The sequence below is a fragment of the Bradyrhizobium sp. ISRA442 genome, assembly GCF_038085055.1.
Lineage (GTDB): Bacteria > Pseudomonadota > Alphaproteobacteria > Rhizobiales > Xanthobacteraceae > Bradyrhizobium.
Window position 1 is genome coordinate 43,717 of record NZ_JALGCN010000009.1, and the last position, 25,080, is coordinate 68,796.

Below are 25,080 nucleotides of genomic sequence, written 5' to 3' on the forward strand. Positions count from 1 at the left end.
ATGCATAATTTTGAGAGGACTATGCTATGGCTGTCGACATCTTCTTGAAACTCGACCCGATCAAAGGCGAGTCGTTGGACGACAAGCACAAGGACGAAATCGATATTTTGAGCTGGTCTTTCGGCGAGAGCCAGACCGGCACTTTCCACAGCGGCTCGGGCGGCGGCGCCGGCAAAGTCAGCGTGCAGGATCTCCACTTCACGCACTTCGTCGACAAGGCCACGCCGGAGCTTTTCAAGGTCTGCGCGAACGGCAAGCATATCGATAGCGCGATCCTGACGGTCCGCAAGGCCGGCGAAAACCCGCTCGAATATCTCAAGGTCGAGATGAAGAACGTTCTGGTCACCAGCGTGTCGACCGGCGGATCGCACGGCGAAGATCGCCTCACCGAGAACGTGAGCCTGAACTTCCAGAAGGTGAAGATGATCTACAAGACCCAAACGGAAAAAGGCGCTGCCGGCGCGTCGCCGACCTTCGGCTGGGACGTTGCAGCCAACAAGGAATGGGCCTGATTGTCGGCTCCTCGCCTGGCGCCGGTTGCGAATAGCGGGAACCGGCGCCAAGCGGTGCGATTGCGATCGCACCTGTCGGCCGGCCCGACCGCCTGCTGACACGACGTCAAGTTGGACGCCAATGGGCGTCCCCGGAATTGTATGCGGGTTGGGCGTCACGGGGACCGCAAATGAGCATTACACCAAAGAGGGATCGGCTCTGCCCCCCATTGATGCTGGCCTTTCGTTCGGCTCATGAAGCGCGCGATGCGCGCAAGAAGCTCAATCTGCGCGATGAGTTCGGCGAGCGGGTCATTGCCGGGCGGCGCAGCGCAGGCCGTTTTCCGATCTCCGAAACGTTGCTTCGGCGCGAAGTCTCCCATGACATTGAATCGCTCCTCAATACCATTGCTCTGGAATCGACCCTGGACCTGAGCGGCCGGAATTGCGTCCGAACATCGATCCTGAACTATGGCTTCCCCGATATCGCGCACCGTTCGATCGACGAGGTCACGGACGACGAGCTCAACGACGCGCTACGCGCGACGCTGACGACGTACGAACCAAGGCTCGATCGCAAGACGATCCGGGTCCGCCGCGACGGCTCTGTCGGCCCCGAGCAGCTCAAGCTGCGCTTCATCGTTCACGCCGACCTGAAGGCCGAGCCGCTCAACGTTCCCGTGGAATTCGTCGCCGATGTCGACCTCGACAGCGGCGATATCCAGATCAACCGACTTTAACATGAACCGCGAATTCCTGGACTTCTACAATCGTGAACTGTCACTGCTGTACGAGCAGGCAGGAGATTTCGCCGAAGAATATCCTGGCATCGCAGAGCGCCTTGGCGGCCTGATCCGGGATCGCTCGGATCCGATGATCACGGGGCTGCTGGAGGGTGCCGCGTTTCTCGCTGCCCGCGTTCAGCTCAAGCTCAAGCACGAATTCCCGGAATTCACCGCAAACCTGCTCGAGCAACTGGTTCCGAACTACCTTGCCCCCACCCCTTCCGCCATGCTCGTCACGGCACGCCCGCCCTATGCCGACCCGGCGCTGCGCGACGGAAGGAAGATCGCGCGCGGCGCCTATTTCGATGCCACCTACCGCGAGAGAGAACGAAGCCTTTCCTGCCGATTTCGACTTTGCCGCGAAATCGTACTTTGGCCGTTTGACGTCACCGGCGCGGAATACTTCTCCACGGCGGGCGCGCTGCAGGCGCTCGGGATTCCGGTCGGCGGCGACGTCATCGCCGGGCTCAGGCTATCACTGACCCATCGTACCGCAGCCCGGATCGACGAAGAACTGCCTGACGCAGAGGCCCGGACCAAGCCGGAAACCTGGTTTGCGGGTTGCCGCGTGAGCGAACTCCCGATCTACCTGTCCGGCGCGGAATCCGACGCCATCGCGCTTTACGAGCAATTGATCTCGAATTGCAGGGGCGTCTACTTCCGCCATCTCGACGACTTCGGCGATCCGGTGGTCACTCGCGCGCCCCAGGACTGCGTGCAGCAAGTCGGCTTCGACGAGAACGAGTCACTATTTCCCAACGACAATCGGATCTTTCGGGGCTCGGAGCTGCTACGGGAATATTTCGTGTTTCCACGCAAGTTCCTTGGCATCAACCTGACCGGACTTCGCGGCCTGATGCCACGGCTGCGCAGCAAGTCGATCGATATCGTCTTCGCCTTCGATGAACACAATTCGCGGCTTGCCGCCTCGGTGCGTCCCGATACCTTCAAGCTCTATACTGCGCCTGCGATCAACCTGTTCGAGAAGACGAGTGACCGTATCCCTGTCAAGTCGAATACCCACGAGTATCATGTGGTGCCCGATCGCAGCCGCTATCTCGAATACGAGCCGCACCAGGTGCTCGAAGTCTATGCGCATTTTCCGGCGGAAAAAGACAAGCGGCCGGTGCGCTCGCTGTATTCGGCCGCCGTCGAACGGACCAGCGGATCGGTCGAAGGGCTCTATTTCACCGTCCGCCGGTTGCCCCGCCGCCGCACTGTAGAGGAGACGACGTACGGCACATCCTCCGACTACACCGGGACGGACATGTTCCTGTCACTGCTCGAGCCCGGTGAACTGAGTGGCGAAGGCTCCGTCGCCGAACTCAGCGTCCGGGCGCTGTGCTCCAACCGGCATCTCACCGAGCACTTGCCGGTCGGCCAGGGCGGCGCCGACTTCCGCCTGCTGGACGACACCTCTCTTGATTTGATCTGCGTCGCTGGTCCCACCCGTCCACGCGAGCCGGTGGTGGCCCAGCTACGCAGCCGCAACGAGATCGCCAACAGCGGAATCGTCAGTTGGCGGCTGATCAACATGTTGAGCCTGAACTATCTTGGTCTGGTCGAGCGCGGTGGCGGCAAGAACGCCGGCGCGCTGCGCGAGATGCTGTCCTTGTTCGCCGATCAGTTCGACGACGCCACGGAACGCAAGATCCGCGGCGTACGCAGCATAGAAAGCCGTCCCGTCGTACGGCGGGTGCGCGAGCGCACCGGTAGCGGCGCTGCGCGCGGCCTGGAGATCACCGTTACGCTCGACGAGAAAGCATTCGAGGGCAGCGGTGTGTTCTTGCTCAGCGCCGTGCTGGAGCGCTTCTTCGCCGAATACTCGGGCTTCAACACCTTCACCCAGACGGTCATCTCAACACCGGAGCGTGGCGAGATCATGCGGTGGCCGCCTCGCATGGGCACGCGGAGACCGCTGTGACGCTGATCGAGCAGATGAAGGCCGAGCCCTGGCGGTTCGATTTCTTTCACACGCTGCGCCAGCTCGAGCGGGCCAATCCGGATCGACCGCGGATCGGTGACAGCGCCGCACGCCGCGAGGAGTATGTCGACCTCGGCCAGGTTCCTTATCTGGAATTTCCCGCGTCCAACCTCGCGGCGGTCGACGGCCAGGATGGCCGGCTGAGGATACTGGTCAAATTTCTGGGCCTGCTGGGCCCTCAGGGCGCGCTGCCGCTCGCCACCACCGATGAAAGCCTCGGCTGGTGGCTGATGCGGGACGACGCCTTCCCGCGCTTTCTCGACCTCCTCAATGGGCGCTTCCTGCAGCTTTTCTTTCGCGCCTGGGCCGACGCGCGGCCGATCGCGCAGCATGACCGGCCGGCGGAGGATCGCTTCATCGCCTATGTCGGCTCCTTCGCCGGGTTGGGATCCGACGTTTTCGCCAATCGAGATACCGTACCGGACATGGCGAAGCTCAGCTTCGCCGGACTGGTCGCGCCCAGGGCAAAGTGTGCGTCACGGCTGACGCGGTTGCTGCAGGGGCTGTTCGACGTCACGGTTGAGATCGACGAATTTGTCGGCACGTGGCTCTCGTTCGACCCGAGTCACTGCAGCCGGCTCGGCGGGAGCCATGCCAGGCTCGGCCGGGACGCTCTTCTGGGCTCACGCGTGTTCAGCGTCGAGGACAAGATCAGGGTTCGACTCTTCGTCAAGAATTTTGCCCAGTACGAGCAATTCCTACCGACGGAAACGCGCAACTTGTCGGAGCCACTGGCGGACGCCGTGTTCTTCTATATCGGCGACGAATTGGAATGGGAGGTGGAACTCGCCATCCCAGCGGGAGAGGTCGTCCCGGTCAGGCTCGGACAGAGCGGACGACTCGGATGGACCACATGGGTGTCGCCCAACTGGACCTCTACCGAAGAATATCGCCGCGATGCGCGCTTTCAGCTCGGCGAGCGCTTGAGGGCCCGTCGGAGCAGCGCTGCCGATGCCGCGGCGATTTGAACCTATCCGCCGCGCCGATCGTCCTAACACTATGGGATTCGCGGCAAAATCTCCGCTTGATGCCGGGCATCCACGGAGCAAGTGAGCAGGAGGGGCCGCTGTGACCGACATCAGCCTTGAAGCCGTAACAGGCAAACTGAACCGGGCCGGCTATGATGCCTTCATACAGGCCCTGCGCCACGCCAAGAGCGCCGGTAACCGCAACGTCGAGCTTGCGCACTGGCTGTTTCATATCCTGCAGCAGGAACGCAACGACCTCAGCCTCTCGGTCGATCACTATAAGCTCGACCGGGCACGCTTGTTGTCGGACCTCGCCGGCGTCATCAATGGCTTTCGCAAGAACGAAACCGACATGCCGGGCGTCGCCAATTCGGTCATCGATCTCCTCGATCGGGGCTGGCACTATGCGACGCTCTTCTTCGGCGAAACCCAGATCCGCACCGGCCATCTGTTGGTGGCAGGCCTGAAATCGAACGATATCCGTCGCACGCTGAACAACATCTCGCAGGAGTTCGCCAAGGTCAACGTCGACGCACTGGCCGCGGAGCGTCGCGCCGTCTGGGCCGGCTCCGACGAGGAGACCATGCGGCCGATGGACGGCTCGGGATTGGTCGGCGCCGGCACGGAAGGTGCGGACAAGGCGGGTCCCAAGGGGACGACACCGCTCGACCGGTTCTCCCAGGATCTCACCGCCAAGGCCAAATCAGGCCAGATGGATCCGATCCTCGGTCGCGATGAGGAAATCCGCCAACTGATCGACGTGCTGATGCGCCGGCGGCAGAACAATCCAATCCTCACCGGCGAGGCCGGCGTCGGCAAGACGGCCGTGGTCGAGGGCTTCGCCCAGCGCATCGCCGCGGGCGACGTTCCGCCACCTCTGCGCAACGTAAGGCTCTGCGCGCTTGACATCGGCCTGATGCAGGCCGGCGCCTCCATGAAGGGCGAATTCGAGCAGCGCTTGCGCTCGGTGATCGATGAGGTCCAGAGCTCACCCACTCCCACTATCCTGTTCATAGACGAAGCCCACACGCTGATAGGCGCCGGCGGCGCGGCCGGCACCGGGGACGCCGCCAATCTCCTGAAACCTCCCCTCGCCCGTGGCACGCTGCGCACGATCGCCGCCACCACATGGGCAGAGTATCGCCAGTATATCGAGAAGGACCCCGCGCTTACGCGGCGCTTCCAGCCGATCCAAATCGATGAACCCGATGTCGACACCTGCTGCACCATGCTGCGCGGACTTCTCGGTCCGATGGAGAAGCACCACGGAGTCCGCATCTCGGATGCTGCAATCGTTGCAGCAGTCAACCTTTCGCACCGCTACATTCCATCGCGACAGTTGCCGGACAAGGCGGTCAGCCTGCTCGACACTGCCTCGGCGCGCGTGGCCATCAGCCAGAGCGCGACGCCAGCCCTGATCGAGGATACCCGCGTCGCGATTGCCGCTCGAGAGGCGGAAAGATCAGCGCTAGTGAGCGATGGCGATCTGGGGGTCGAGGACAGCGAGCGCATTGTCGCGATCGACGGCGACATCGCAGCACTGAAGGAAAGGTTGACGAGCCTCGAGACCGATTGGGCCGCAGAGCAGAAGCTCGTCAAGGACATCCGCAGCATTCGCGAGATCCTGACCGAACCCGAGGAAGGCGAGGATCCGGCTGCCAAGCGCGCCGAGCTGCGCGGCAAGTTCGAGACGCTGGAAAGCATCAATCCGGAAAAGCGGATGGTCTATGCCCATGTGGACCAGCAGTCGGTAGCGTCCGTCGTATCTGACTGGACCGGCATCCCGGTCGGGCGGATGATGCGCGACGAGATCGAAACCGTGCTGAAGCTGCCGGAGATCCTCAACCGCCGCGTCGTCGGCCAGTCCCATGGGCTGACGATGATCGCCAAGCGAATTGAGACCAGCCGCGCCAAGCTGGACAACCCGTCGAAGCCGATCGGCGTGTTCATGCTGGCCGGACCGTCCGGGGTGGGCAAAACTGAAACCGCCCTGGCGCTTGCCGAGACCCTCTACGGCGGCGAGCAGAACATGATCACGATCAACATGTCGGAATTCCAGGAGGCACACACCGTCTCAACCCTGAAGGGTGCACCTCCCGGCTATGTCGGCTATGGCGAAGGCGGTCGTCTCACCGAGGCGGTCCGGCGCAAGCCCTACAGCGTGATCCTGCTCGACGAGGTCGAGAAGGCCCATCCCGACGTCCACGAGATTTTCTTCCAGGTGTTCGACAAGGGAACCATGGAAGACGGTAACGGGCGGCGGATCGACTTCAAGAACACCTTGATCATTCTGACCACCAACGTCGGGACTGATCTGATCATGGGCCTGTCGCGCGATCCAAAGTATCGCAACGAGCCGGAGGAGCTCGCCAGGATGCTGAGACCGGAATTGCTGAAGGTGTTTCCAGCGGCGCTGCTCGGACGCATCGTCTCGATTCCGTACTTCCCGCTATCGGACGAGATGCTCGCCGGGATCGTCCGGCTGCAGCTCGACCGGATCGGGCGGCGTCTGCGTGACAATCACAACGCGGCCTTCAGCTACGACGATGCGGTCGTGGAGCACATTGTGTCGCGTTGCAACGATCCGGATTCCGGCGGGCGCATGATCGACAACATCATCACCAACACCCTGCTGCCGGAGCTGTCCCGCGAATTTCTCAGCAAATCGCTTGCCAAGGAGGAAATCAAGCAGGCCCGGGTCTCGATCGAGGACCACAAATTCGCATATTCGTGGACCTGAGGACGATGAACATTCAAACCGAGCATCGCCAGCCGATCACCGGCCCCACACCATACGACGAGGTCTTCTACCCCGGCCACGTTTACGGGCTCACTCACCCCAACCACCTCGCAACCATTGCCGCCGTTTACGGCATGCAACCGGCTCCGGTCGAGCGCTGCCGGGTTCTGGAGCTCGGCTGCGGCGTTGGCGGCAATCTATTGCCGATGGCCTTTCAATATCCGGACAGCGAATTCATCGGCGTCGACCTGAGCGGCGTGACGATCGAGCGCGGCCAGCGAAATATCGCCACATTGGGCGTGAGTAACATCAAGCTCCTGCATTGCGACATCATGAATGTCGACGCAAGTTTCGGGCAGTTCGACTACATCATCGCCCACGGCGTGTATTCATGGGTGCCGCCGGCGGTGCGCGAGAAGATGATGACGATCTTCAAGCACAACCTGGCGCCGCGGGGGGTCTGCTACGTCAGCTACAACGCGCACCCATTCTCGCATCTTCGCGACATGGTCCGCGACATGATGCGGTATCACACCCGCCACCTCACCGGCATGAAGGAGAAGGTAGGACAGGCCCGCGCCATCCTGAAGTTCCTGAGCGAGGGCTCGAAGGCAAATTCGGTGCACGGTGCGGTCATGCGCGACCAGTGCAATCGCGTTCTCAAGGCCCCCGACGAGCTGTTGTTTCACGACGATCTCGACGAGGGCGCCGAGGCCTTCCTGCTGCATGAAGTCGTCGACGATGCAGGCCGCCATGGCCTGCAATATCTGAGCGACGCTGATTTCTCGCGACGCTATCTCGCCGGCTATTCCGAGGAGGTCCGCGCGACGCTGCAGCGCTTCCCGGAGAGTGAGTTCATGGCGCGCGATCAGTATCAGGATTTTATCGACGGTAACGGCTTTCGGCGTACCTTGCTCTGCCACGACAGCATTTCGCTGTCCCGTCAGATCGACCTTGATTTCGTCACCCGGTTCCATTTGCTGAGCACCACAAGCCCGGTTGATCCCGACGCCTGCGTGACCGACGATTCTGCGATGGAGTTCGAGAACCAGGACGGCAGCAGGATCACGGTGACCAATCCGCTCCTGAAAGCCGCGCATCTGTGCCTCGGCCGGGCCTGGCCCCGTGCATTGTCATTTGACGAACTGCTCGAGGGCGCCCGCATGCTGCTGGGCGGCCGGCGCGCGGACGATGATCAACGGGTGCTGACGGAGGCGATGTTCATCCTGGCTTGCAGCGGCGAAGTCTCCTTCCTGGGATCACGGCCCTTTCTGCTGAAAGAAGCTACCGACCGTCCGCAAGCGAGCCTGCTCGCGCGAAGACAGGCGCAAACTGGTCCGCTGGTCACCAACCTCCTCCACCAGACAGTGCAGCTAGAGGACGATCGGACCCGACATTTCCTGCAACTGCTCGATGGAGCCCGGACCATCGATCAGATCATTGCCGAAATGACTGAAAGATTTGGCCCAACCACCCGGATCGTCCAGACCGATAGTGCCGGGCAGCCTGCCGAGCCGTTGCTGTTGTCGACCCGACAGAGCGTCGAACGTTCGCTTGCGATGGTTGGCAAGCTCGGGTTGTTGATTGCCTGATGCGCTCTGCTGGCCGAGGAGCCATCCAGTGCGAATGAGGGCCGGCATTGAACCCGGACACGTCAGGGCTACACCAATCGGAGACGACGTTTGACTCGGAGGCGGCCCGCGATGACCACCAACCCGACGACGACCGATACTTACCGGAAGATCGCGGCGCGGCTAACCATGTTTCGGCCGCAGATCGATCTGACGCAGTATTTCGCGGGGCCAAACCCGGATGTGCGCCTTTACGACGAGAAGCCCTACATCCGACACCAACTCGAGAAGTACGGTGTCGCTGCCGCGACGAACACGCTCGACGGCGTCACCTTCCTGCCGAGGGACTGGGAAGACCTGATCAAGAAGTTGCGCATTGCCAAGACGACGGACGGGTTCGACGCCTTCGCCGAAGGGCAAAGCCCGGAGAAACAGTCGCATTGGGCCCTCGATTTGTCGATGGCTGCGACGATCGGCAAGGGGTTTCGGGAAATCTGGCGCCCAACGCTCTCCGAGAGACCACTCTCAACGCGAGACCTCCCAGGCCGGCACGGCTTCGGCCTTGGACGCGACCGCGGGCAATGGAGCGACGCCTACAGTTCGCAATTCGGCAAGGACCCGCAACCGCAAGACATCACCTCGCTGCATTTCGCGGTAGCACCCGATCGGGTGAACGTTCACATCGACGAAACGGGCTTCGTGTTCGAGGGCGTCGACGGTGAGCTCACGGTCGGACCGAACTTCGCGCACCACGCCGGCAATGAACTGTTCTGGAAGAGCAACCCGCATCTGCCGCGTTGGGCGGCCGAACACATCGACCTGATCCTGCCGAACAGCGCGAATGACTTTTCGCGCGTGGGAATTTCGGTCGACATGTACCAGCGCAAGGACTTGCGCGTCACGGTCACCGGCTCCTGCGGGATTTTCGGCGGGTTCGAGTGCTCGGGAACGGTGAGCATCAGCGGGACGCACGACCTGCTCGGCTCGAAACCGAGGGGCGCGCGCTAAAGAGCATCGGCAGTTTCGACCTTTCAAACCGTTGGCGGCACGCCGAAGGACTACGAATGATGCGTGCCGCCTCCCTCTCCTTCGCGCAATCTATTCAACCGTCACGGACTTCGCGAGATTGCGCGGCTGGTCGACGTCGGTTCCCCTAACGACCGCGGTGTGATAGGCCAAGAGCTGCAGCGGTACGGCAAAGACCAGTGGCGCCACGATCTGCGGCACGTCCGGTAACTCGAGCACCGACCAGGCGTCTGGTGGCGCCAGCGAGGCGCCTCTCTGATCGGTCAGCAGGATGATGCGGCCGCCTCGGGCAATCACTTCCTGCATGTTCGACATGGTCTTCTCGAACGTCATGTCGCCCGGCGCGATCACGATCACTGGCAGGTCCTTGTCGATCAGCGCGATCGGCCCGTGCTTGAGCTCGCCGGCCGCATAGCCCTCTGCATGGATGTAGGTTATTTCCTTGAGCTTAAGCGCGCCTTCCATGGCAAGGGGATAATTGGTCCCGCGGCCTATGAACAGGGCGTCACGGGAAGCGGAGATCTTGCGCGCGAGTTGGCCGATTTTCGGTTCCAACTCGAGTGCGCGCGTCACATAGCGCGGAATATCAGCGAGCGCCCCGACCAGCAACTTCTCGTCTTCGGCCGCGAGCACGCCTCGATCGCGGCCGGCCGCGATTGCGATGCAGGCCAGCGTCGCGAGCTGGCAGGTGAACGCCTTGGTGGATGCGACCCCGATTTCCGGGCCGGCCAGCGTCGGCAATACGATCTGGCTGGCACGGGCCATGGTCGAGGTTTGCACGTTGACGACTGAAAGTACGCGCTGACCATGCGTCTTGGCGAATTCCAGGGAGGCAAGCGTATCGGCCGTCTCGCCGGATTGCGATACGAAGATCGCCAGATTGCCCGCACCGAACGGTACGTCCCGATAGCGGAATTCGGACGCGATATCGATTTCAACCGGCAGCTTGGCGTAGCGCTCAAACCAGTACCTCGCGATCAGCCCAGCATAGAAGGCCGTGCCGCAGGCCGTGATCGACACGCGGTTGATCTCGCGGAAATCGAGATCGGAGTGCTCCAGCAGCCGGATCGTGCCGTCCGAAGCATCGATGTATTGCGCGAGCGTCTGTCCGAGCACCTTCGGCTGCTCGTGAATCTCCTTGGCCATGAAGTGGCGATGCTCGCCCTTGTGAACGACCACTGCCGAACCGACTATCCTGGCCGGCGTGCGCTGCAGGTGCTTGCCTTTCACGTTGAGAAATTCGATTCCTTCTCGTGTAATCACCGCAAGATCGCCGTCCTCCAGGTAACTGATCATGTCGGTCAGAGGCGCGAGCGCGATCGCGTCGGAGCCGAGGAACATTTCGCCGTGCCCGTAGCCAACGGCAAGCGGCGAGCCCTTTCGCGCGCCGACCAGGAGATTGTCGTGCCCCTCAAACAGGAATGCTAGGGCGAACGCGCCGTTCAGCCGCGGCAATGCCTTGCGTACTGCTCCGACCGGATCGCATCCGTTTTTCAGTTCGCGACTAACGAGATGCACAACCACCTCGGAATCAGTCTCGGTGGCAAAATGCGCTCCGGCCTCCTTGAGTTCGTGGCGCAACTCACGATGGTTCTCGATGATCCCGTTGTGAACGACCGCGACGCCGTCGGCGGCATGCGGATGCGCGTTGTTCTCATTGGGACGGCCGTGTGTGGCCCAGCGGGTGTGACCGATGCCGATCCGCCCGATGAGGGGCTCCGATGCAAGCCGGCTCTCGAGATTGACAAGCTTGCCAACCGCGCGACGACGCGTCAGCAAACCGCCTTCGAGGGTCGCAATACCAGCAGAATCATATCCGCGGTACTCAAGCCGCTTCAACGCGTCCAGAATAGGCGCAGTAGCCGGGCCCTGCCCGACGAAACCGACGATTCCACACATGATCTATCTCCGACGATCTACAATCCGCCGCGCGAAGAGTACGGGTATCTCGCGGGCGATCGCGCCAATCCGGCGACTGTCAGCGCCAGGGGAGCGACGCTGTGATCTTCGTCTGCAGGCGCCGGCGTGCTTGCTTCCGCATGGCGCTCAAGGCCGAACTCCTCCCGGCCCGCGCGCTTCTCGAACATCGCCGACAACAGAGATGCGAGAGGAGATTTCTTCTTCAGCGCATCAATATCGACGACGCGGATCGCGTGCCTGCTCTCTCGCTCGATCAGGCCGCTGTCACAGAACCTCATCATCGTGCGGCTCAACGTGTCGCAGTTGATCACGAGGTAGTTGGCAATGTCGGTACGCGACATCGGAAGCTCGACCGACACACCGCGCGAATCCTTGCGAATAAATCTCAGCGCGAGAGCCAAAAGGAACGAGGCAACGCGCTGCTCCGTCTCAAGACGACCTATCAGCAATTGATGAATGTTGGCACGTGCCATTTGATTGTGGCACTGCGTGACCAGGAACGTCCAGTAATCATGCGACGGCACGACCCGATTGACGGGAGGCGGATCCAGGGACACCAGCGATGCGCTCGTGATCGCTCGTAGCGACACGCCGGGCGCGGGAAGAACCGTCGCGGCCGACAGCACGTCGCCGGCGACGAGAAAGTCCAGCACCTGCAGCTTTCCCTTTGCCGGCATTGCGTCGATTGCCAGCATGCCCTCCCGCAGCACCACCACCTTCCCCGGCGGGGGAAGCGGAACGCGCTGCTGAGAGCGGAGGTGCAGGCAGTCACCATCCGCACAGATGTCTTCGATAAATCCTGCAAGCTCGGATTCGTTGAGCGACCGGTTGGCGGTGGACGAACACTGCTGCGTTGGAGAGAGATGCGTCGGGGAAATTGCTTCAATAAATGGCTTGCGCCGGGGGATCATTGCGGAACCCTCTTGGGGAGCCTTGGCGCTGACGTCGCGTCAGCGACGAGTGCTCGAAAAATAAATGAATGGATAAACACTATAGTAGAGTGCCGAGTGTAGCACGCTCAGCCGTCGATTGTATGGTCATGAGTGGGTACCTCATGCGCCGCATCTCACATCGAGAATATCCTTTGGGGGTAGCCCCAAATCGCGACGATAGCGGTCATGCGCTTGTCACGCTGATGCCGCTCTCCGACACATGCCGACATGGCGACCGCGACGTCCAGGCACAATCGCGACCAAGGCTGCGAGATCGCTCTCGTAGAACGTAGAGCAAATTGTCCGATTGCATACACGGGCAGCCAACAAAAACCGAGCGCTCCTCCTCGGGAAGAGCGCTCGACGTGCCGACCGACGCTTCGGCGTCAGTGCCGAGGTATTGAGCGACGATGCCCAGCCACCATGCCTTGACGCACCTCATTCATCGCAGCCTAACCCATTGCGCGCATCAAGTGCAGGACAAGCTCACGCCTGGAAATGCTCTTACCGTTCGTTCAGCGTGTACGTGCGGTTCTGAGGAGGCTCGGACTGCGGTGCGGGACCGAGCAGGCTCGGCGAGACCGCAGACGTCGTCTTCGCGATCACCTTGAGCACGTCGCCAGGCATCAACGATGACGTCTCGGTCGCCTGGAACGTCTGGGGGCCTTCCCTGGACTGACGCACGATCTCGTAGCCTTCCGCCTGCGCTACGCTGCTCGTTCTCTGAAGGACGGTCGCAAGCGCCTTGGCCGACGTCATGGTTTCTTGAGCCGCCGTGATCTCCCTGTCGATGGCCGCAATCGCCTTCGCAAGGTTCGCCGCGTCCTCCGAAGACAGTCGCGGACCGGCTTCCTCCGCGTCCGCAAGCCGCGTCTCGGCCTGTGCGATCTCCACGAGATAGTCTTGCCGGCGCGCTTCGATGTCGGACAATTCCGTACGTAACGTGACGACGTTATTGCTCGTCACCCAGCCCTTATCCTTGAGCTTTTGCAAGTCGCTGAGACGCTCGAGCCGCATGTCCCGCTGGGCATCGGCCTGCTCGAGCTTGCGTCGCAGCGCTTCCACCTCGTTGCGGACGGAGTCCGCTTTGGAAGCGACCTCCCGAACCTGCTGCATGCGCCTGGCTTGTTCGGCGCGAAGAATGGTGTTTTCGGTGGCGATGAACGTCTTGGCGACCGCCTCCTCGCCGCCCAGCGAGGCCAGTTGAACTGGAACCGACAGCGACGATGCGCCATCGCGCTCCGCTTCGAGCCGTGCACGACGGACCAGCAACTGCTTGACCTGAACGGTCGCGCTGCGCAACCGCTCCATCTCCCGCACGCCCTCGATCACGCTGGTCAGATTGCTCTCGCCACGGTCGAGTCCGCCGGCGAGCGCGACTGCATGGAGCACGATCATGCCGGGCACGTGCTTGTAGGAGCCGGGATTCTTGACCGCACCGAGCACGTAGACCGGCGCGCGCTCCGCGATCTTGACCTCGATATTTGCGCTGCGGCCCATCATCGACATGAACGAGACCGCGATATCGGCCCGCAGCTCTTCAAGCCCGCGTCCCTGGACCGCGAAGCGTCCAAGCATCGGGATCGAAATCGCGCCGTCCGGCTCGACGGTGTAGTCGCCGCCGAGATCCGTACGCTGATAGAAGGTTCGCAATACGCCCTGCGGTTCGCTCTTGTCGCGGCTGCCCTGCTTCGCAGCTCCGACATCGATCGTTTCGTAGAACGAGATCTTGAGCTTGTCGCCAATCTCAAGCGATGGCTCACCTGGCGACGCGGTCCTGGCGGCATCGGGGGTGCTTCGCTGAGCCGGACTCGGTGGACTCGTTTGACCGAGGACCACGCCACCCGCCATGGCGACGGCGACCAGAACTGTAGCGCAACTTCTGACGATCGCGAGCATCGGACTGCTCCATTCCTGCAGTGGCCCAGCAACCTCCTGGGTCTCCGACATCGCATCTACCCGTCACACGCGAGCAACTCAGCACGGAGACACGGGCTGTGGCCACGCGTCAGACTGACGGGTTGCGAGCGGCAAAGCGAGTGCAAAACTCTGACCTGCATCAGCAACGATGGAGGCGCACGCAAACGTGCCCAAGCGGTACATAACGCGCTACCTTGGATTACGCCCATCCGCTTGATACTTGATGGAATTCCAAATCCTGTCGTGGACCCTCACGCGCCCCTGTTTGACCGCTTCATCGGCGAACTGGGGAAGCAATTCGGGAGGCAGACGTCCCTCGCTCCACAGCGTCGTCAAGTGCGTCACCACCTCGGCATCGGTCTCGACGCGGTGCAGCATCGCAAGCCAGTCGGCCGCCCGTTCGGCCGGAAGCTGCGCCGGGTCAACCCGGATCAGGAACCAGCGTGCCAACTCACTGTTGCCTTCGAACAATGACAGCTCTGCAGCAAACAGCGGTCGCGTGAGCAGCGCCTCGGTGGACAGGAAGGGCCGGATCGCAGCCAAGGCAGGCTTGCCGAACGCATTTGCCACTTCCTCGGCCAGCACACTCTGCGCAATCGGATCGGTGCCGCTACGCGCAAGCTGCGCGATCTTCGTCAGCGGTGCACCGACATTGCCGACCGCAGCCGACGCCTGAACGAACGCGCGTAATTGCTGCCCGCTGGGCTTCGACATGCGATCGCCCCAGCGCAGCAGCATCCGCTGCGCAAGGTCCCTGCGTCCCTTGCTGGCGAGGTAATTGATCATTCCCGGCGTGTCGTCCGGCATCAGCTCTGCACAGTCCGATGCCAGTTCGGACGCGCCTGTATTGAGGCCAGATCGCGCAAGTCTGAGGATCAGCTTCCCGCACAGGAAGGGGCTACGCCAGGCTTTCGTCCAGGCCCGTACGCGTTCGATGGCACGGGCGTTCTCCTTGGCCTCGATCAGCAGCTCGAGCAGCAAGAGACGCCCGGCGCTGGCTTCGGCCGGCGCCCGTTGATCCGCCAATTCCAGCCACTCGCGCCCCTCGCGCCAATCCCCGCGTTCGGCGAGCATCGTTCCCAGCCGCTCGAGCTGAGATTCCTCCAGCATCCCCTTGCGCGCATAGGTCTGCAACGTTGACAGCTCGTCTTCGTGCCGTCCGTCCAGACGAAGAAGCGCGACAAGCCGGGCGACACTTGCCGGAGAGGGCTGCGCCGCGACCAGGCGCGCCTGAACGTCGAGATAGCGATCCCTTGCCCCACTCAGCAGCAGGAGCTGTGCCTCGCTCTGCAGCGCCGCCACATCGTTCGGACGCACCGACAGATACGCATCAAGCGCTTCGGCTGCACGCGGCAGGTCGCCGAGCGCCGCGCGGGAGCGGCCAAGCGCCGCCAGCGGTTCCGGATCCCCGGGAGCGTCCGCCGACTGGCGCTCGAGCAGCGCAATCGCTTCCTCATGTCGCCCCTCGCTGGCGAGCACGGCGGTATGTTCTTCGCGCCGGGGCAACAACACGACGGCGGCGACAACGAGTGCGACAACCACCATGAGAATGAATTGTCGCGAGGTCTTCATGTCGACACCTCATACGTCGCGTGTCGCCACCCGGGGCAGACGGTCGTGCATCGCAGCACGGTCAGGAACTTACCTGACATAGCTCCCCACTTGGCTGCTCAGCGAATGCGTGCGGAAAAATGCAATCGTCCGCTGCAGGCCTTCATCGAGCGATACCGTGGGCGTCCAGCCCATGACTTCCCGCGCCCGCGTGTTATCCGAAACCAGCTTCATGACCTCGCTCAGTGCCGGACGCAACCGCGCGTCGTCCTGGACGAGCCGTTTCTGGACGCCCATCAGCTTGAGGATCCGTTCGGCGAACCAGCCGACCGAGTAGGTCCTGCCGGTGCCGAGATTGATCGTCATACCTTCAAGTCCCTGGGTTGTGCCTGCCGCCATGAAGCCGGCGACCGTGTCGCTGACGAGCGTCATGTCCCTTTCGGGAGTGAGCGAGCCGAGCCGGATCTCGTCGCGCTCGAGTGCCTGCGAAATGATGGTCGGAATGAATGCGCGGGCGCTCTGGCGAGGCCCGAACGTGTTGAAGGGCCGCACCGTCGTGACCGGCGTCCCGAACGACCGGTAGTAGCTCTCCGCCAGCTTGTCGGCGGCGATCTTCGTCGCCGAGTACGGTGATTGTCCCTGCAACGGGTGGTTCTCGTCGATCGGCGTCCTGAGTGCGGTGCCGTAGACTTCGGAGGTACTGGTATGCACCACCCGCTCGGTGCCGTAGCGCCGGGCGGCCTCCAGCACGTTCAACGTGCCTTCGACGTTGGTGCGCACGTAACTGCGCGGCGCCTCATAGGAATAGGGGATGGCGATCAGCGCGGCTAGGTGGAATACAGTATCCTGCCCCTCGACAACCCGGTTGACGAAGTCGCTGTCCTCCACATTCCCGCTGACGATCCGTATCGCGTCGCGGGTCTTCGCATCGAGAAACGCGAGATTGCCGATCGACGACGAGGAATTGTATCGAACCATGGCAGTCGTGATCGCCCCCGCCTGAGCGAGCGCTTCGGTCAAATGACTGCCGATAAAGCCGCCCGCACCAGTTACCAGAACTTTCTTACCTTTCCACATCGTTTACCTCCGCTCCAGAAATCGCATACGTGATGAAAAGTTTTCGGAAGAGCCGGCAATCGAGCTGCCGGATGGCGAAAGTTACATCCCTGTCGACTCCTCACAATGACGGGTTGTTGGTGACAAAGGCGTGGAAGTGCAGCCAGGACAGTTCTTTCAGGACGAGGCTGAAGCCCACCAGAAGGCTGACGGCAGCCGCAGCCATGTTTCCGTAGCCGTAGAAATCCGAACCGAGGGGCAGGAACGCCAGAGTCAGAGCGGCGTTGAGCACGAGGAACGTGAGCACGATGAGCAATGCCGGCCGGCGCAGATCGAGATGGAGCAGGAACGTGAAGCAGAACATCGCGCTGGTGTAGAACGCCATCGAGCACAACGAAATGCGCAGCGTGCCCATGTAGGCCGGACGCAGGCCAAGCTCCGGCATGAATACCAGGGAGAACATGATCATCATTCCGGCAACGATGGCGAGTGCCGAGAACAGCGCGAACATGCTCGACAGTACGTAAGTCCCGACATTGCTGACGATCTCATTCAGCTCACGCAGCGTCGCGCGCTGTTGCATTCGCGTATGATAGTTGTGGGTCATGACCGAGAACCGTGTCTCCACATGGACGAAGAACACCGCAATGACCGGAATCGAGGACAACTGCGCCCAAAACATCGCGGTATCGTAGCTCGGCATGGTCTGCAGCGCGCCGGCTACCACCAACCCGCCAGACGGCGCGGCATGCCACATGATGATCTTGTCGATCCACAGGCCGCATGCATATGTGAGGCCAGCCACTGGCAGTTCCCAGTGCCTAATCAAACTAGCCTTCAACTTGCCATCGACGACTATACTGCTACCGAAGCGATACACCACGTTGCCAAGCATGATCAGGTTGATGATCGCGAAGCTGCCGTTGAATGCCAGCAGAAGCGCTGCGGCTCGCGGCTCGTGCAGCGCATTGCCAAAAAGCACCATCGAGATCGCGCCTGCGCCAAACGCAACCAGCACGGCGTTGTATGCCCGTACCCCACCGAGGAACGGTATCAGCAACCACGAGCAGCCGATCATGATCGCGTTCTGGATGCTTACCACCTTCTCGGTATCGTCCAGCGTGGTTGCAAAAATGTAGAATGGTGCAACACTCACGAGTGTGAGCAGGCTGAAAGCACCGACCGAAACGACGAGCGCGAAAAACACGTTGTCGCAGCATCCGCCCTGTACCTGCTGCGCCACAAACCGGCCACACAGGAACGCAAGCGGGCTCGTAACGATCAGCGCATACATCGAATTGTAGATGACGACGGAGCGGAAGATCGTCAGGTCGATGCAGTTCCCCGTGCATTCGGTGCCCAGACTGAACAGGCCGAGGACGGTGAATATCCAGGGTCCGGCGACGAGCAGCGCGGCATATGTGTAGGCGCCAAACACGCCCGACAGCGTCCCGCGCCGTGTCATCGCCTCAATGGTGACGTTGATGCCGGTCATGATCGCTCTGGCCATCGGAAACGGATCGCGCCGCGAGATCGGCGTAAAGTCCTTCATACAGAGCCCGGACGCGGTCCTTATGGTAATAATTGGCGACACGGCGGCGCATGACGTCCGCCATGTCTGCCTGCATGTTGCGGTCGCGCAGGACAGTGGCCAGTGCCTCAGCCATCGCCTTGGGATTGCAGGGCTCGACGACGAACCCTCCCCGCCCCTTGACCGGATCGCCGTCGAAGCCCTCGAGGATCTCGCGACACGATCCCACATCGGTCGACACGATCGGAATCCCGATCGCGGCCGCTTCCAGCACGGCGATGGGCTGGGCTTCGCTAATGCTCGATAGCGCCAGCACGTCGGCCGCGGCGAGGTAAGCCAGGACGTCCGGTACCCTGCCAGGAAACTGCATCGACGAGCCGACCCCAAGCTGGTCGACGAGCCGATGGCAGCTTGCCGCATATTCGGGATCTTCGTCCTCCGGTCCGATCAGAATGGCCACGACGTCTGGCACCAGCTCCTTGAGCAGCGCGACGGCCATGATGAAGCTTCTGACATCCTTGATCGGCACGATGCGGCCAATCATGATCACCGTCGGCGGCCGTGGCTTCGTGCTTTTCGGGACAGCCGCGAACTTTGCGACGTCGATGCCATTGGGGACGATCCGCAACTTCTCGTCAGGCGCGCCGTCATTGCGCTGGAAATTCTGGTTGGCACGGTACTGCGTCGTGATGACGTCGCCGACGTCGTAGCTGATCTTCGAGAAGGACTTGAATGCCTCCAGCCAAGTGGAGCGCAGCTCGATCGGCTCGGCCGTCACGTAACCGCCGGCGCCCGAGTCAAACAGCCAGTCGGACACCGCGAGCTCGATCCGGCGCTCGTTCGTGTAGATTCCGTGTTCGGTGACCAGTAACGGCGCTTTCGCGGCCACCCGGGCATAGCTGCCCACGATCCCGGCGAACCCCGTTGCCACCGCGTGAAACACGCGAGCTGGTGGCAACGGGGTCGTGATCACGGCGAGCACGCTGCACACGAGGAAGCGCCATGACCAAAAGAAATCGAGAAGCGGACCATTGGGCAGAAGGCTCTCATAGGCCTCCTCCATCGCGCGCCAGCCTTCCTTGGAATCCAGCAGGGCTGCCCGCCCGAAGCCTGTGATCCGCACGAGTTCGATCAATTCTGCGAACTCGTCTCCGTTTCCGGTGGTCAGCGCGCTCCGCAAGCCCTTGAAGATGCGCTTCAAGCTGTCCGCGTCGCGCGAGGTCGGAATGCGGCCGCGAGGACAGACGTCAAGGAGGATGTCGGTGACGCCAAGGACGTTGTCCGGGAGCACGAAGCTGCGGCGCCGTGGCTGGCTGGAAATGCTGATCGCAATGACGTGGAACGTCAGGGTCGGCGAGGCGCGCATCAACGCGTCGGACCATGACGCCACGCCGCCGAGCACATAGGGGTAGCCTCCTTCGACGATCAGGCAAACGTCAGCCGTGCCTGTCGCTGGCGCGGGTGTCGAAACGGTCTGATGCGCGGATGACGACGACGACATCACGTTCTCCGGCTTGATAGTTGGCGCCGCGCGGCGTCCAGGCGATCGGCAGACGCCTGATCGGCGGGATCCAGCTCCGTTGCGCGCGACAGGTCACCGACGGCAGATTCGATCTGTGCACGCGCCTGCTCGCCTTCCAGCAGTCCGCTCGCGGCGTAGGCAAGACGGGCTTCCGCGAGATTGCGCCAATTCAGGGCCGTCAGGGGGTGCGCGGCGGCTGCGGTCTGGCAGGCGCCGACCTTGCCGACAAACACGGCGTGGAGCTTGGATATGACGGTCGCCGCCAGCACGCGCACCGACGCGTCCGAGTCGCGCAGGCCGCGCCTCAGGACGCCGACCAGCCGCGTCTCGAACTTCCGCCAAACGACGCCTAATGCCTCGAGCTTCGCCGGCTGCGATCCATCGGCAATCGCGTCCATCAGGGGATGGATAAGAGAGGCACCTTCAATGCGCATGCGGTGGTCGAGCAAGGCGATGTGGACGCGTTCGCAGTACTCGACCTCGGTATGCTCCGCTGTCATCCGCACAATGCCTTGGTCGCGCGCCATCCCCAATTGGAGCGGCGACGAGAAGGCAACAGCCATGGCAACGAGCGTTCCGAACGGCCCCGCCACGGCCGACCAGGCAACGATCTGAAGCGCCGCAAAGTAGCGATTGCCACTCCCGGCGCGACGCGCGCGCCACACCAGAACCGCCGCCAGCGCCGCGCTGCCCAAGACGTCTGCCGCGATGTAAGTCCCCAGCTCGATCTGGCCGTCGAGGAGCGCGCCCAGCAGCGCGATCTGACACGCGAGCAGCGCAATACCGAAAACGAGAAGCCAGCACGTCGATCGGATAAGGCAGCGGAGGCGCCGCACGAACTGGCCAATTCCCCTTCGGCCGACCGTGAGTTGGAGGGCCGCCGCGGACGTCATGACTGCTTCTCCGGCGCTGCATCCGGGCACGCGTACAGAATTGTCGCAAAGGCGCGTCCGATCTCGTCGGCGCGGCGATAGAACTCGCTTGCATCACGTGATTCATCCAGGTCGCAGACGATCACCGCCAACTGCGCCGCGGCATCACCGGACGGCGGCACGCGAACGACATGACGCTCGAGGCGCGGCTCCAGGTCGCTCGCGCTAGGGCGGAGTTCGCGACTCTCGTCCTCGATGATCATGGCCTCGACTGCGAGAACGGAAAGGGACTGCATCGACCCGGTGGGGCGGATGTTGTCGTCCGCGATGGCCCACACCGGCACGTAGCCGCCTCGGTCCCTCAGATAGACCGCCATGGTTGAGGCGCCGGTCGCGACGCGAAACAACTCGCCACAGCTCTGCGCTGCGGACCGCCGACTGCTTAGATCGATCAGTGCGAGGCTTCGCGAGAACGCCGCTGCACTGCCGGTTTCGAGTGCCAACCGGCGTTCAAGCGCGTAGATCTCGATGGCGGCGCGCTCGATGCCGCCGCTGAGGTCGTTGGCGCGCCGACGCATGGCCGCGAGCTGGTCGGCCAGCTCCTGGAATTGGTGAATGTGCAGGTTGCGCAGGCCGCCGAGCACAAGGGCCGTCGCCAGCCAGGTTGCGGGCTGGACCGCGACCATCCGGGCATATGCGTAGTAGTCCTGGACCGCAGAAGGCGGCGACAATTGAGCGAGGTATATCGCGGACGCCGCAACGCTCGCGATCAGGCCGCCGTTGACACCGTACTGGCAGGACGCCAGCAGGACCGGAAGCCAGTAGGGATGCGGCAGCCCGAGGACGTCGACCGTACCGAGCCAGTGCTGCAAGGCCGTGATGACGCCAAGCATCGAGAACGTCTCCAGGAGCAGCCTCCGCCACTCCTTGAGCGAGAGAATTTCGAGCAGGGGCAGCTCCCGGTGCGGCACGCCGCCGTCGCCGGTCTTCACGCTTCGATCCTCAGCGCGATTCCTCACAGAGGCCGGAACCGCCAGATCACTCTTGATCGAAGTGCTCGACATGACCGGATACTCACCAGAGAGCGCCAGCGGCCTGACGATGCAAACTCCTTTTTCAGGCCACATGCGATCATCGCGCAAAGCACGCATCTGACGGCACGTGCGAGCGCCTGATCACTGGTGTAACGGCTGATTTTGGAGAACGCCAACCAAGAACTCTGACCTGTATCAGATCGCCGTCAGCGCCATCGGTGGCCGGTCTTTCTCGCGCGACTGTCCGGAAATCAGCGATTCTCAGGCACGATCAGGTCCAGCGATCGCGTCGCGACGTAGGGATGATGACCAAGCTCGCGTTCCCGACGATAGATTTCCGCAATCGTGCTGGCGTCATCGGGATTCCAATAATCGAGGCTCAGAATCGGCAACGGCGGATTTCTGCGCGTCGCGGGCTGGAGCAACTCCAGTTGCAGGTCGAGCTGGTGACGATCGACCCAGGTAAAGCCTTCGCCACGAGGCCCGGGTGAGGTCATCAGGCTCTCGGCAATCACCGCGTCGATCTGCCCGGCGAGATCCGGCAACAAGGCATAGCCCCTGTTCATGATCAGCATCATGTCCGGCCAGCGGGCACGGATGGACGCCACCAGCTCGATCGCGGCAGCACGCATGCCGCGATAGCGGACCGGGTCCCGGCTTTCGAGATATGGCGGCGTGTCGAGAGCATCGAACATCAGACCGGTGAAGCCTTGCGCTGCGAGCGCCGGGATCCGAACGTCCAGAATGAGCGATCGCCACGTCGGATTCCTGATATCGACCCGGTGGGTCCCGGGCCAATCCGGATTCTCCGGAAGCAACGCCGCGGGATCGAGCCGCGCGACGAGCGGATCCGACATCCTGATTTCCGCCAGGCTGAGATATCCGCAAACCTTTCCGCCAGCGTCGGCGACCAGGCTGATCGAACCCTGAAACGCAGGGTCCAGCACCACAATGTCGTAGGTTGCCAGCACCGCCTCCTCGGCTGTCGCTCCGTAGAATGCCAGCCAACGTATGGGTTTCGGCGCAACGGCGCTTGCCTCGATCGAGCGGGCTGCTCTGGTCCCCGCAGACAGGAAGGCTGCACCCGCGGCCAGAAATCGTCGGCGTGTCGGCCGACGTAGGCCGGCTGCGAACCGGCCGATCAAGGATCGTGCCTCGATCATGACACCCGCAATGCGCGTTGTTCCATTGCGCGAGATATGCGCGCGATCACGCCTTGGAAGTCGGTCGGCGGTGGCGGACAGCCGAGCTTTTCGAGCAGATCGGTGCTCCCGATGATGGTGCGCGGCTCGTTGCCTCGTACCCGCGACCAGTCCACCTCGATGTCTACCTTTCGCCCGGAGAAATCGATCAGCATTTCGACCAGATCGCGCAGAAGCGGCGCCTGGCCGCTGCAGATGTTCACGACGCCGCGAACATCCCGCCTGTCCGCGAGCTGGCACAGCAGCGTGGCAATGTGCTCGACGTCGATCATGTCCCGCCGCACGTCGATGTTGCCGACATGCAGCGTCCCGCAATGGCCCGGCATGGCCGCAATCTGGTTGGCAAAATCCCCAATCGCCAAGTGCGCAGGCATATCGGGCCCCAGCGCATTGAAGATACGCGCCACCAGCACCGGTGTGCCGGTCGCATCGCCGTAAGCAAGCGCCGCACGGGTCTGAGCCTGCTTGCTGACGCCATAGGGTGAAAGCGGTGCGCAAGTTGCCGTTTCCGGGACGGGTTCGCCGTCCCGGATTGCGCTGCCGTACTCCGCGGCACTTCCGGCCATGATCAATCGCGGCCGCAGACCCGTCCGCTTGAGCGCCCGAAACAGGGCACGGACCAGATCGGCATTGGTGTGCGTAAGCTCGGCGGGCGTTCCGCGCGCCTGCCCTGCGAGATGAAAGATGCAGTCGGGCTCCGCATCCTCGAGAGCCCAGTCGAGAGCTGCTGAATCCCAGGATGCATCGTCAAGGACAACATGCGTGACGTCGGCCGCCGGCCGGCGACCGATCGTTGTGACGGCCACGCCGCGCTGGCGAAGCGCGGCGACAAGATGCCGTCCGATGAAGCCCTGACCGCCCGTGACGACGGCGCTACGCATGACCCAAAAACGCCTCGCGATCTTCCTCAAACATCTTCTGTGCAAGTGCAAAGTCGTCGGGTCGACCGATATCAAGCCAGACGCAATCGTCCTGATAGCAGACGACGTTGCCGTTACTGCCGTTGATCTTCAGCAAGAGATTTGGCATGTCGAGATAATCGACGTTGGACACGTGAGGCCGCACCGCCTCGCGCTGGAGGATGTAGACACCCATGCTGACGTGATACTTGCTGGTGGGCTTCTCGCGGTACGCGCACATCCGATTCCTGGCGTCGAATTCGATCAAGCCGAAGTCGATCTTGTTCTCGCGCTCGTAGACGCCGACCGATGCGTCGGCATTTTCGGCGATATGACGCAGCGCCATATTCCTGAGGTTCATCGTGGTCAGGAGATCTCCATTCGTCACGAAGAACGTATCGTCCAGGTGAGGCAGCATGTTGCCGAGCGCGCCTGCGGTGCCCAGCGGCTTGTCCTCATCGCTGTAATACAGCTTCAGTCCGAGATCCGAACCGTCGCCGAAATAGACCTCGATCAGATGTCGAAGGTGATTGACGGCAATGATCACCTCGCGCACGCCAGCGGCTCTCATCCGCCGGAGAAGGAGCTCCAGGATTGGCATATCGCCGAGCGGCATCAGCGGCTTAGGAAACAGGGCCGAATAGGGATGGAGGCGTGTCCCTTTCCCTCCTGCCATGATCACCGCCTGGCGGACGATAGCCGGTGGCTGCTCGCAGATAGGATAGGCGTGGCTGATCGCAGACCGAGATCCAGGAAAGGAAAGCTCATTCATTCGCCGTCTCCATAATTGCGGCGACGGTCACCCTCACATTCGCGATTGGGGCGGGGTGCCGCCGCATGCTGATGACGCATAGTTTCGAAATTGGTCACGCCGCAGGAACTTCGCTCTCGTCGACGTTCCAGCAGCGCTCGAAATCAGGAAATGTCTTTCGATGATCACCTTTAATGTCATGGATTTTAACTTATCGAATGCACCAACGGCCAACGCCAATATCTGATTTGCATCAGATGGGCTTTGAAGGCCCCCTTCCTCTTGCCTGCATCGCCCTGCTCGCTGCCACAATCGTCCTCAACCA

At 62.3% G+C, this 25,080-nt stretch carries 19 protein-coding genes; 7 read left to right on the top strand and 12 right to left on the bottom strand.

Features of this window, described 5'->3' with window-relative positions:
- Nucleotides 1-26 precede the first annotated feature (26 nt).
- From MTR72_RS19980 to MTR72_RS20010, 7 genes are all read left to right on the top strand, one after another.
- Nucleotides 27-512 (top strand): Hcp family type VI secretion system effector, encoded by a 486-nt coding sequence (locus MTR72_RS19980; protein WP_280964714.1) that lies wholly within the window; start codon nt 27-29, stop codon nt 510-512.
- A gap of 170 nt (nt 513-682) precedes the next feature.
- Nucleotides 683-1,231: a type VI secretion system baseplate subunit TssE gene (tssE, locus tag MTR72_RS19985; RefSeq protein WP_280964715.1), complete on the top strand. Its 549-nt coding sequence runs from the start codon at nt 683-685 to the stop codon at nt 1,229-1,231.
- A 1-nt stretch (nt 1,232) separates the two neighbouring features.
- Nucleotides 1,233-3,200 (top strand): type VI secretion system baseplate subunit TssF, encoded by a 1,968-nt coding sequence (gene tssF / locus MTR72_RS19990; protein WP_280964716.1) that lies wholly within the window; start codon nt 1,233-1,235, stop codon nt 3,198-3,200.
- Entirely contained in the window at nt 3,164-4,228 is a 1,065-nt protein-coding gene (gene tssG / locus MTR72_RS19995) for a type VI secretion system baseplate subunit TssG (RefSeq protein WP_280964717.1), read from the top strand. The genes tssF and tssG overlap by 37 nt, the downstream gene beginning before the upstream one ends.
- A gap of 100 nt (nt 4,229-4,328) precedes the next feature.
- Complete coding sequence (tssH, locus tag MTR72_RS20000) at nt 4,329-6,968, top strand: type VI secretion system ATPase TssH (RefSeq protein WP_280964718.1); 2,640 nt, start codon at nt 4,329-4,331, stop codon at nt 6,966-6,968.
- A gap of 5 nt (nt 6,969-6,973) precedes the next feature.
- A complete protein-coding gene (locus MTR72_RS20005; protein ID WP_280964719.1) occupies nt 6,974-8,560 on the top strand; it encodes a methyltransferase regulatory domain-containing protein in 1,587 nt (528 codons plus the stop codon).
- Nucleotides 8,561-8,671: 111 nt separating this feature from the next.
- The gene (locus MTR72_RS20010) at nt 8,672-9,547 is read left to right on the top strand and encodes a hypothetical protein (RefSeq protein WP_280964720.1); all 876 of its coding nucleotides are present in this window, start codon (nt 8,672-8,674) and stop codon (nt 9,545-9,547) included.
- 90 nt (nt 9,548-9,637) lie between these two features.
- Here MTR72_RS20010 and glmS read toward each other — a convergent pair whose 3' ends face one another.
- The 12 genes from glmS to MTR72_RS20070 form a co-directional block, all read right to left on the bottom strand.
- On the bottom strand, nt 9,638-11,464 hold the full coding sequence (glmS, locus tag MTR72_RS20015) for a glutamine--fructose-6-phosphate transaminase (isomerizing) (protein WP_341510861.1): 1,827 nt from the start codon (nt 11,462-11,464) through the stop codon (nt 9,638-9,640).
- Nucleotides 11,465-11,481: 17 nt separating this feature from the next.
- Complete coding sequence (locus MTR72_RS20020) at nt 11,482-12,396, bottom strand: Crp/Fnr family transcriptional regulator (protein WP_280964722.1); 915 nt, start codon at nt 12,394-12,396, stop codon at nt 11,482-11,484.
- Between the two features lie 525 nt (nt 12,397-12,921).
- The gene (locus MTR72_RS20025; protein ID WP_280964723.1) at nt 12,922-14,316 is read right to left on the bottom strand and encodes a polysaccharide biosynthesis/export family protein; all 1,395 of its coding nucleotides are present in this window, start codon (nt 14,314-14,316) and stop codon (nt 12,922-12,924) included.
- 210 nt (nt 14,317-14,526) lie between these two features.
- The gene (locus MTR72_RS20030) at nt 14,527-15,909 is read right to left on the bottom strand and encodes a tetratricopeptide repeat protein (RefSeq protein WP_280964724.1); all 1,383 of its coding nucleotides are present in this window, start codon (nt 15,907-15,909) and stop codon (nt 14,527-14,529) included.
- Between the two features lie 69 nt (nt 15,910-15,978).
- Complete coding sequence (locus MTR72_RS20035; RefSeq protein ID WP_341510862.1) at nt 15,979-16,965, bottom strand: GDP-mannose 4,6-dehydratase; 987 nt, start codon at nt 16,963-16,965, stop codon at nt 15,979-15,981.
- Between the two features lie 100 nt (nt 16,966-17,065).
- The gene (gene pelG, locus MTR72_RS20040; protein ID WP_280964726.1) at nt 17,066-18,439 is read right to left on the bottom strand and encodes an exopolysaccharide Pel transporter PelG; all 1,374 of its coding nucleotides are present in this window, start codon (nt 18,437-18,439) and stop codon (nt 17,066-17,068) included.
- Nucleotides 18,414-19,976: a GT4 family glycosyltransferase PelF gene (gene pelF, locus MTR72_RS20045; protein WP_280964727.1), complete on the bottom strand. Its 1,563-nt coding sequence runs from the start codon at nt 19,974-19,976 to the stop codon at nt 18,414-18,416. Before pelF ends, pelG begins: the two co-directional genes overlap by 26 nt.
- A complete protein-coding gene (locus MTR72_RS20050) occupies nt 19,976-20,890 on the bottom strand; it encodes a hypothetical protein (protein ID WP_280964728.1) in 915 nt (304 codons plus the stop codon). Before MTR72_RS20050 ends, pelF begins: the two co-directional genes overlap by 1 nt.
- Complete coding sequence (locus MTR72_RS20055; protein ID WP_280964729.1) at nt 20,887-21,861, bottom strand: hypothetical protein; 975 nt, start codon at nt 21,859-21,861, stop codon at nt 20,887-20,889. The genes MTR72_RS20050 and MTR72_RS20055 overlap by 4 nt, the downstream gene beginning before the upstream one ends.
- Nucleotides 21,862-22,154: 293 nt before the next feature.
- A complete protein-coding gene (locus tag MTR72_RS20060) occupies nt 22,155-23,066 on the bottom strand; it encodes an endo alpha-1,4 polygalactosaminidase (RefSeq protein WP_341510863.1) in 912 nt (303 codons plus the stop codon).
- Nucleotides 23,063-23,986 carry an NAD-dependent epimerase/dehydratase family protein gene (locus MTR72_RS20065; RefSeq protein ID WP_280964731.1) on the bottom strand — a complete coding sequence of 308 codons (924 nt, stop codon included), beginning with the start codon at nt 23,984-23,986 and terminating at the stop codon, nt 23,063-23,065. Before MTR72_RS20065 ends, MTR72_RS20060 begins: the two co-directional genes overlap by 4 nt.
- Complete coding sequence (locus MTR72_RS20070) at nt 23,979-24,776, bottom strand: sugar phosphate nucleotidyltransferase (protein WP_280964732.1); 798 nt, start codon at nt 24,774-24,776, stop codon at nt 23,979-23,981. Before MTR72_RS20070 ends, MTR72_RS20065 begins: the two co-directional genes overlap by 8 nt.
- Nucleotides 24,777-25,080: the final 304 nt, after the last annotated feature.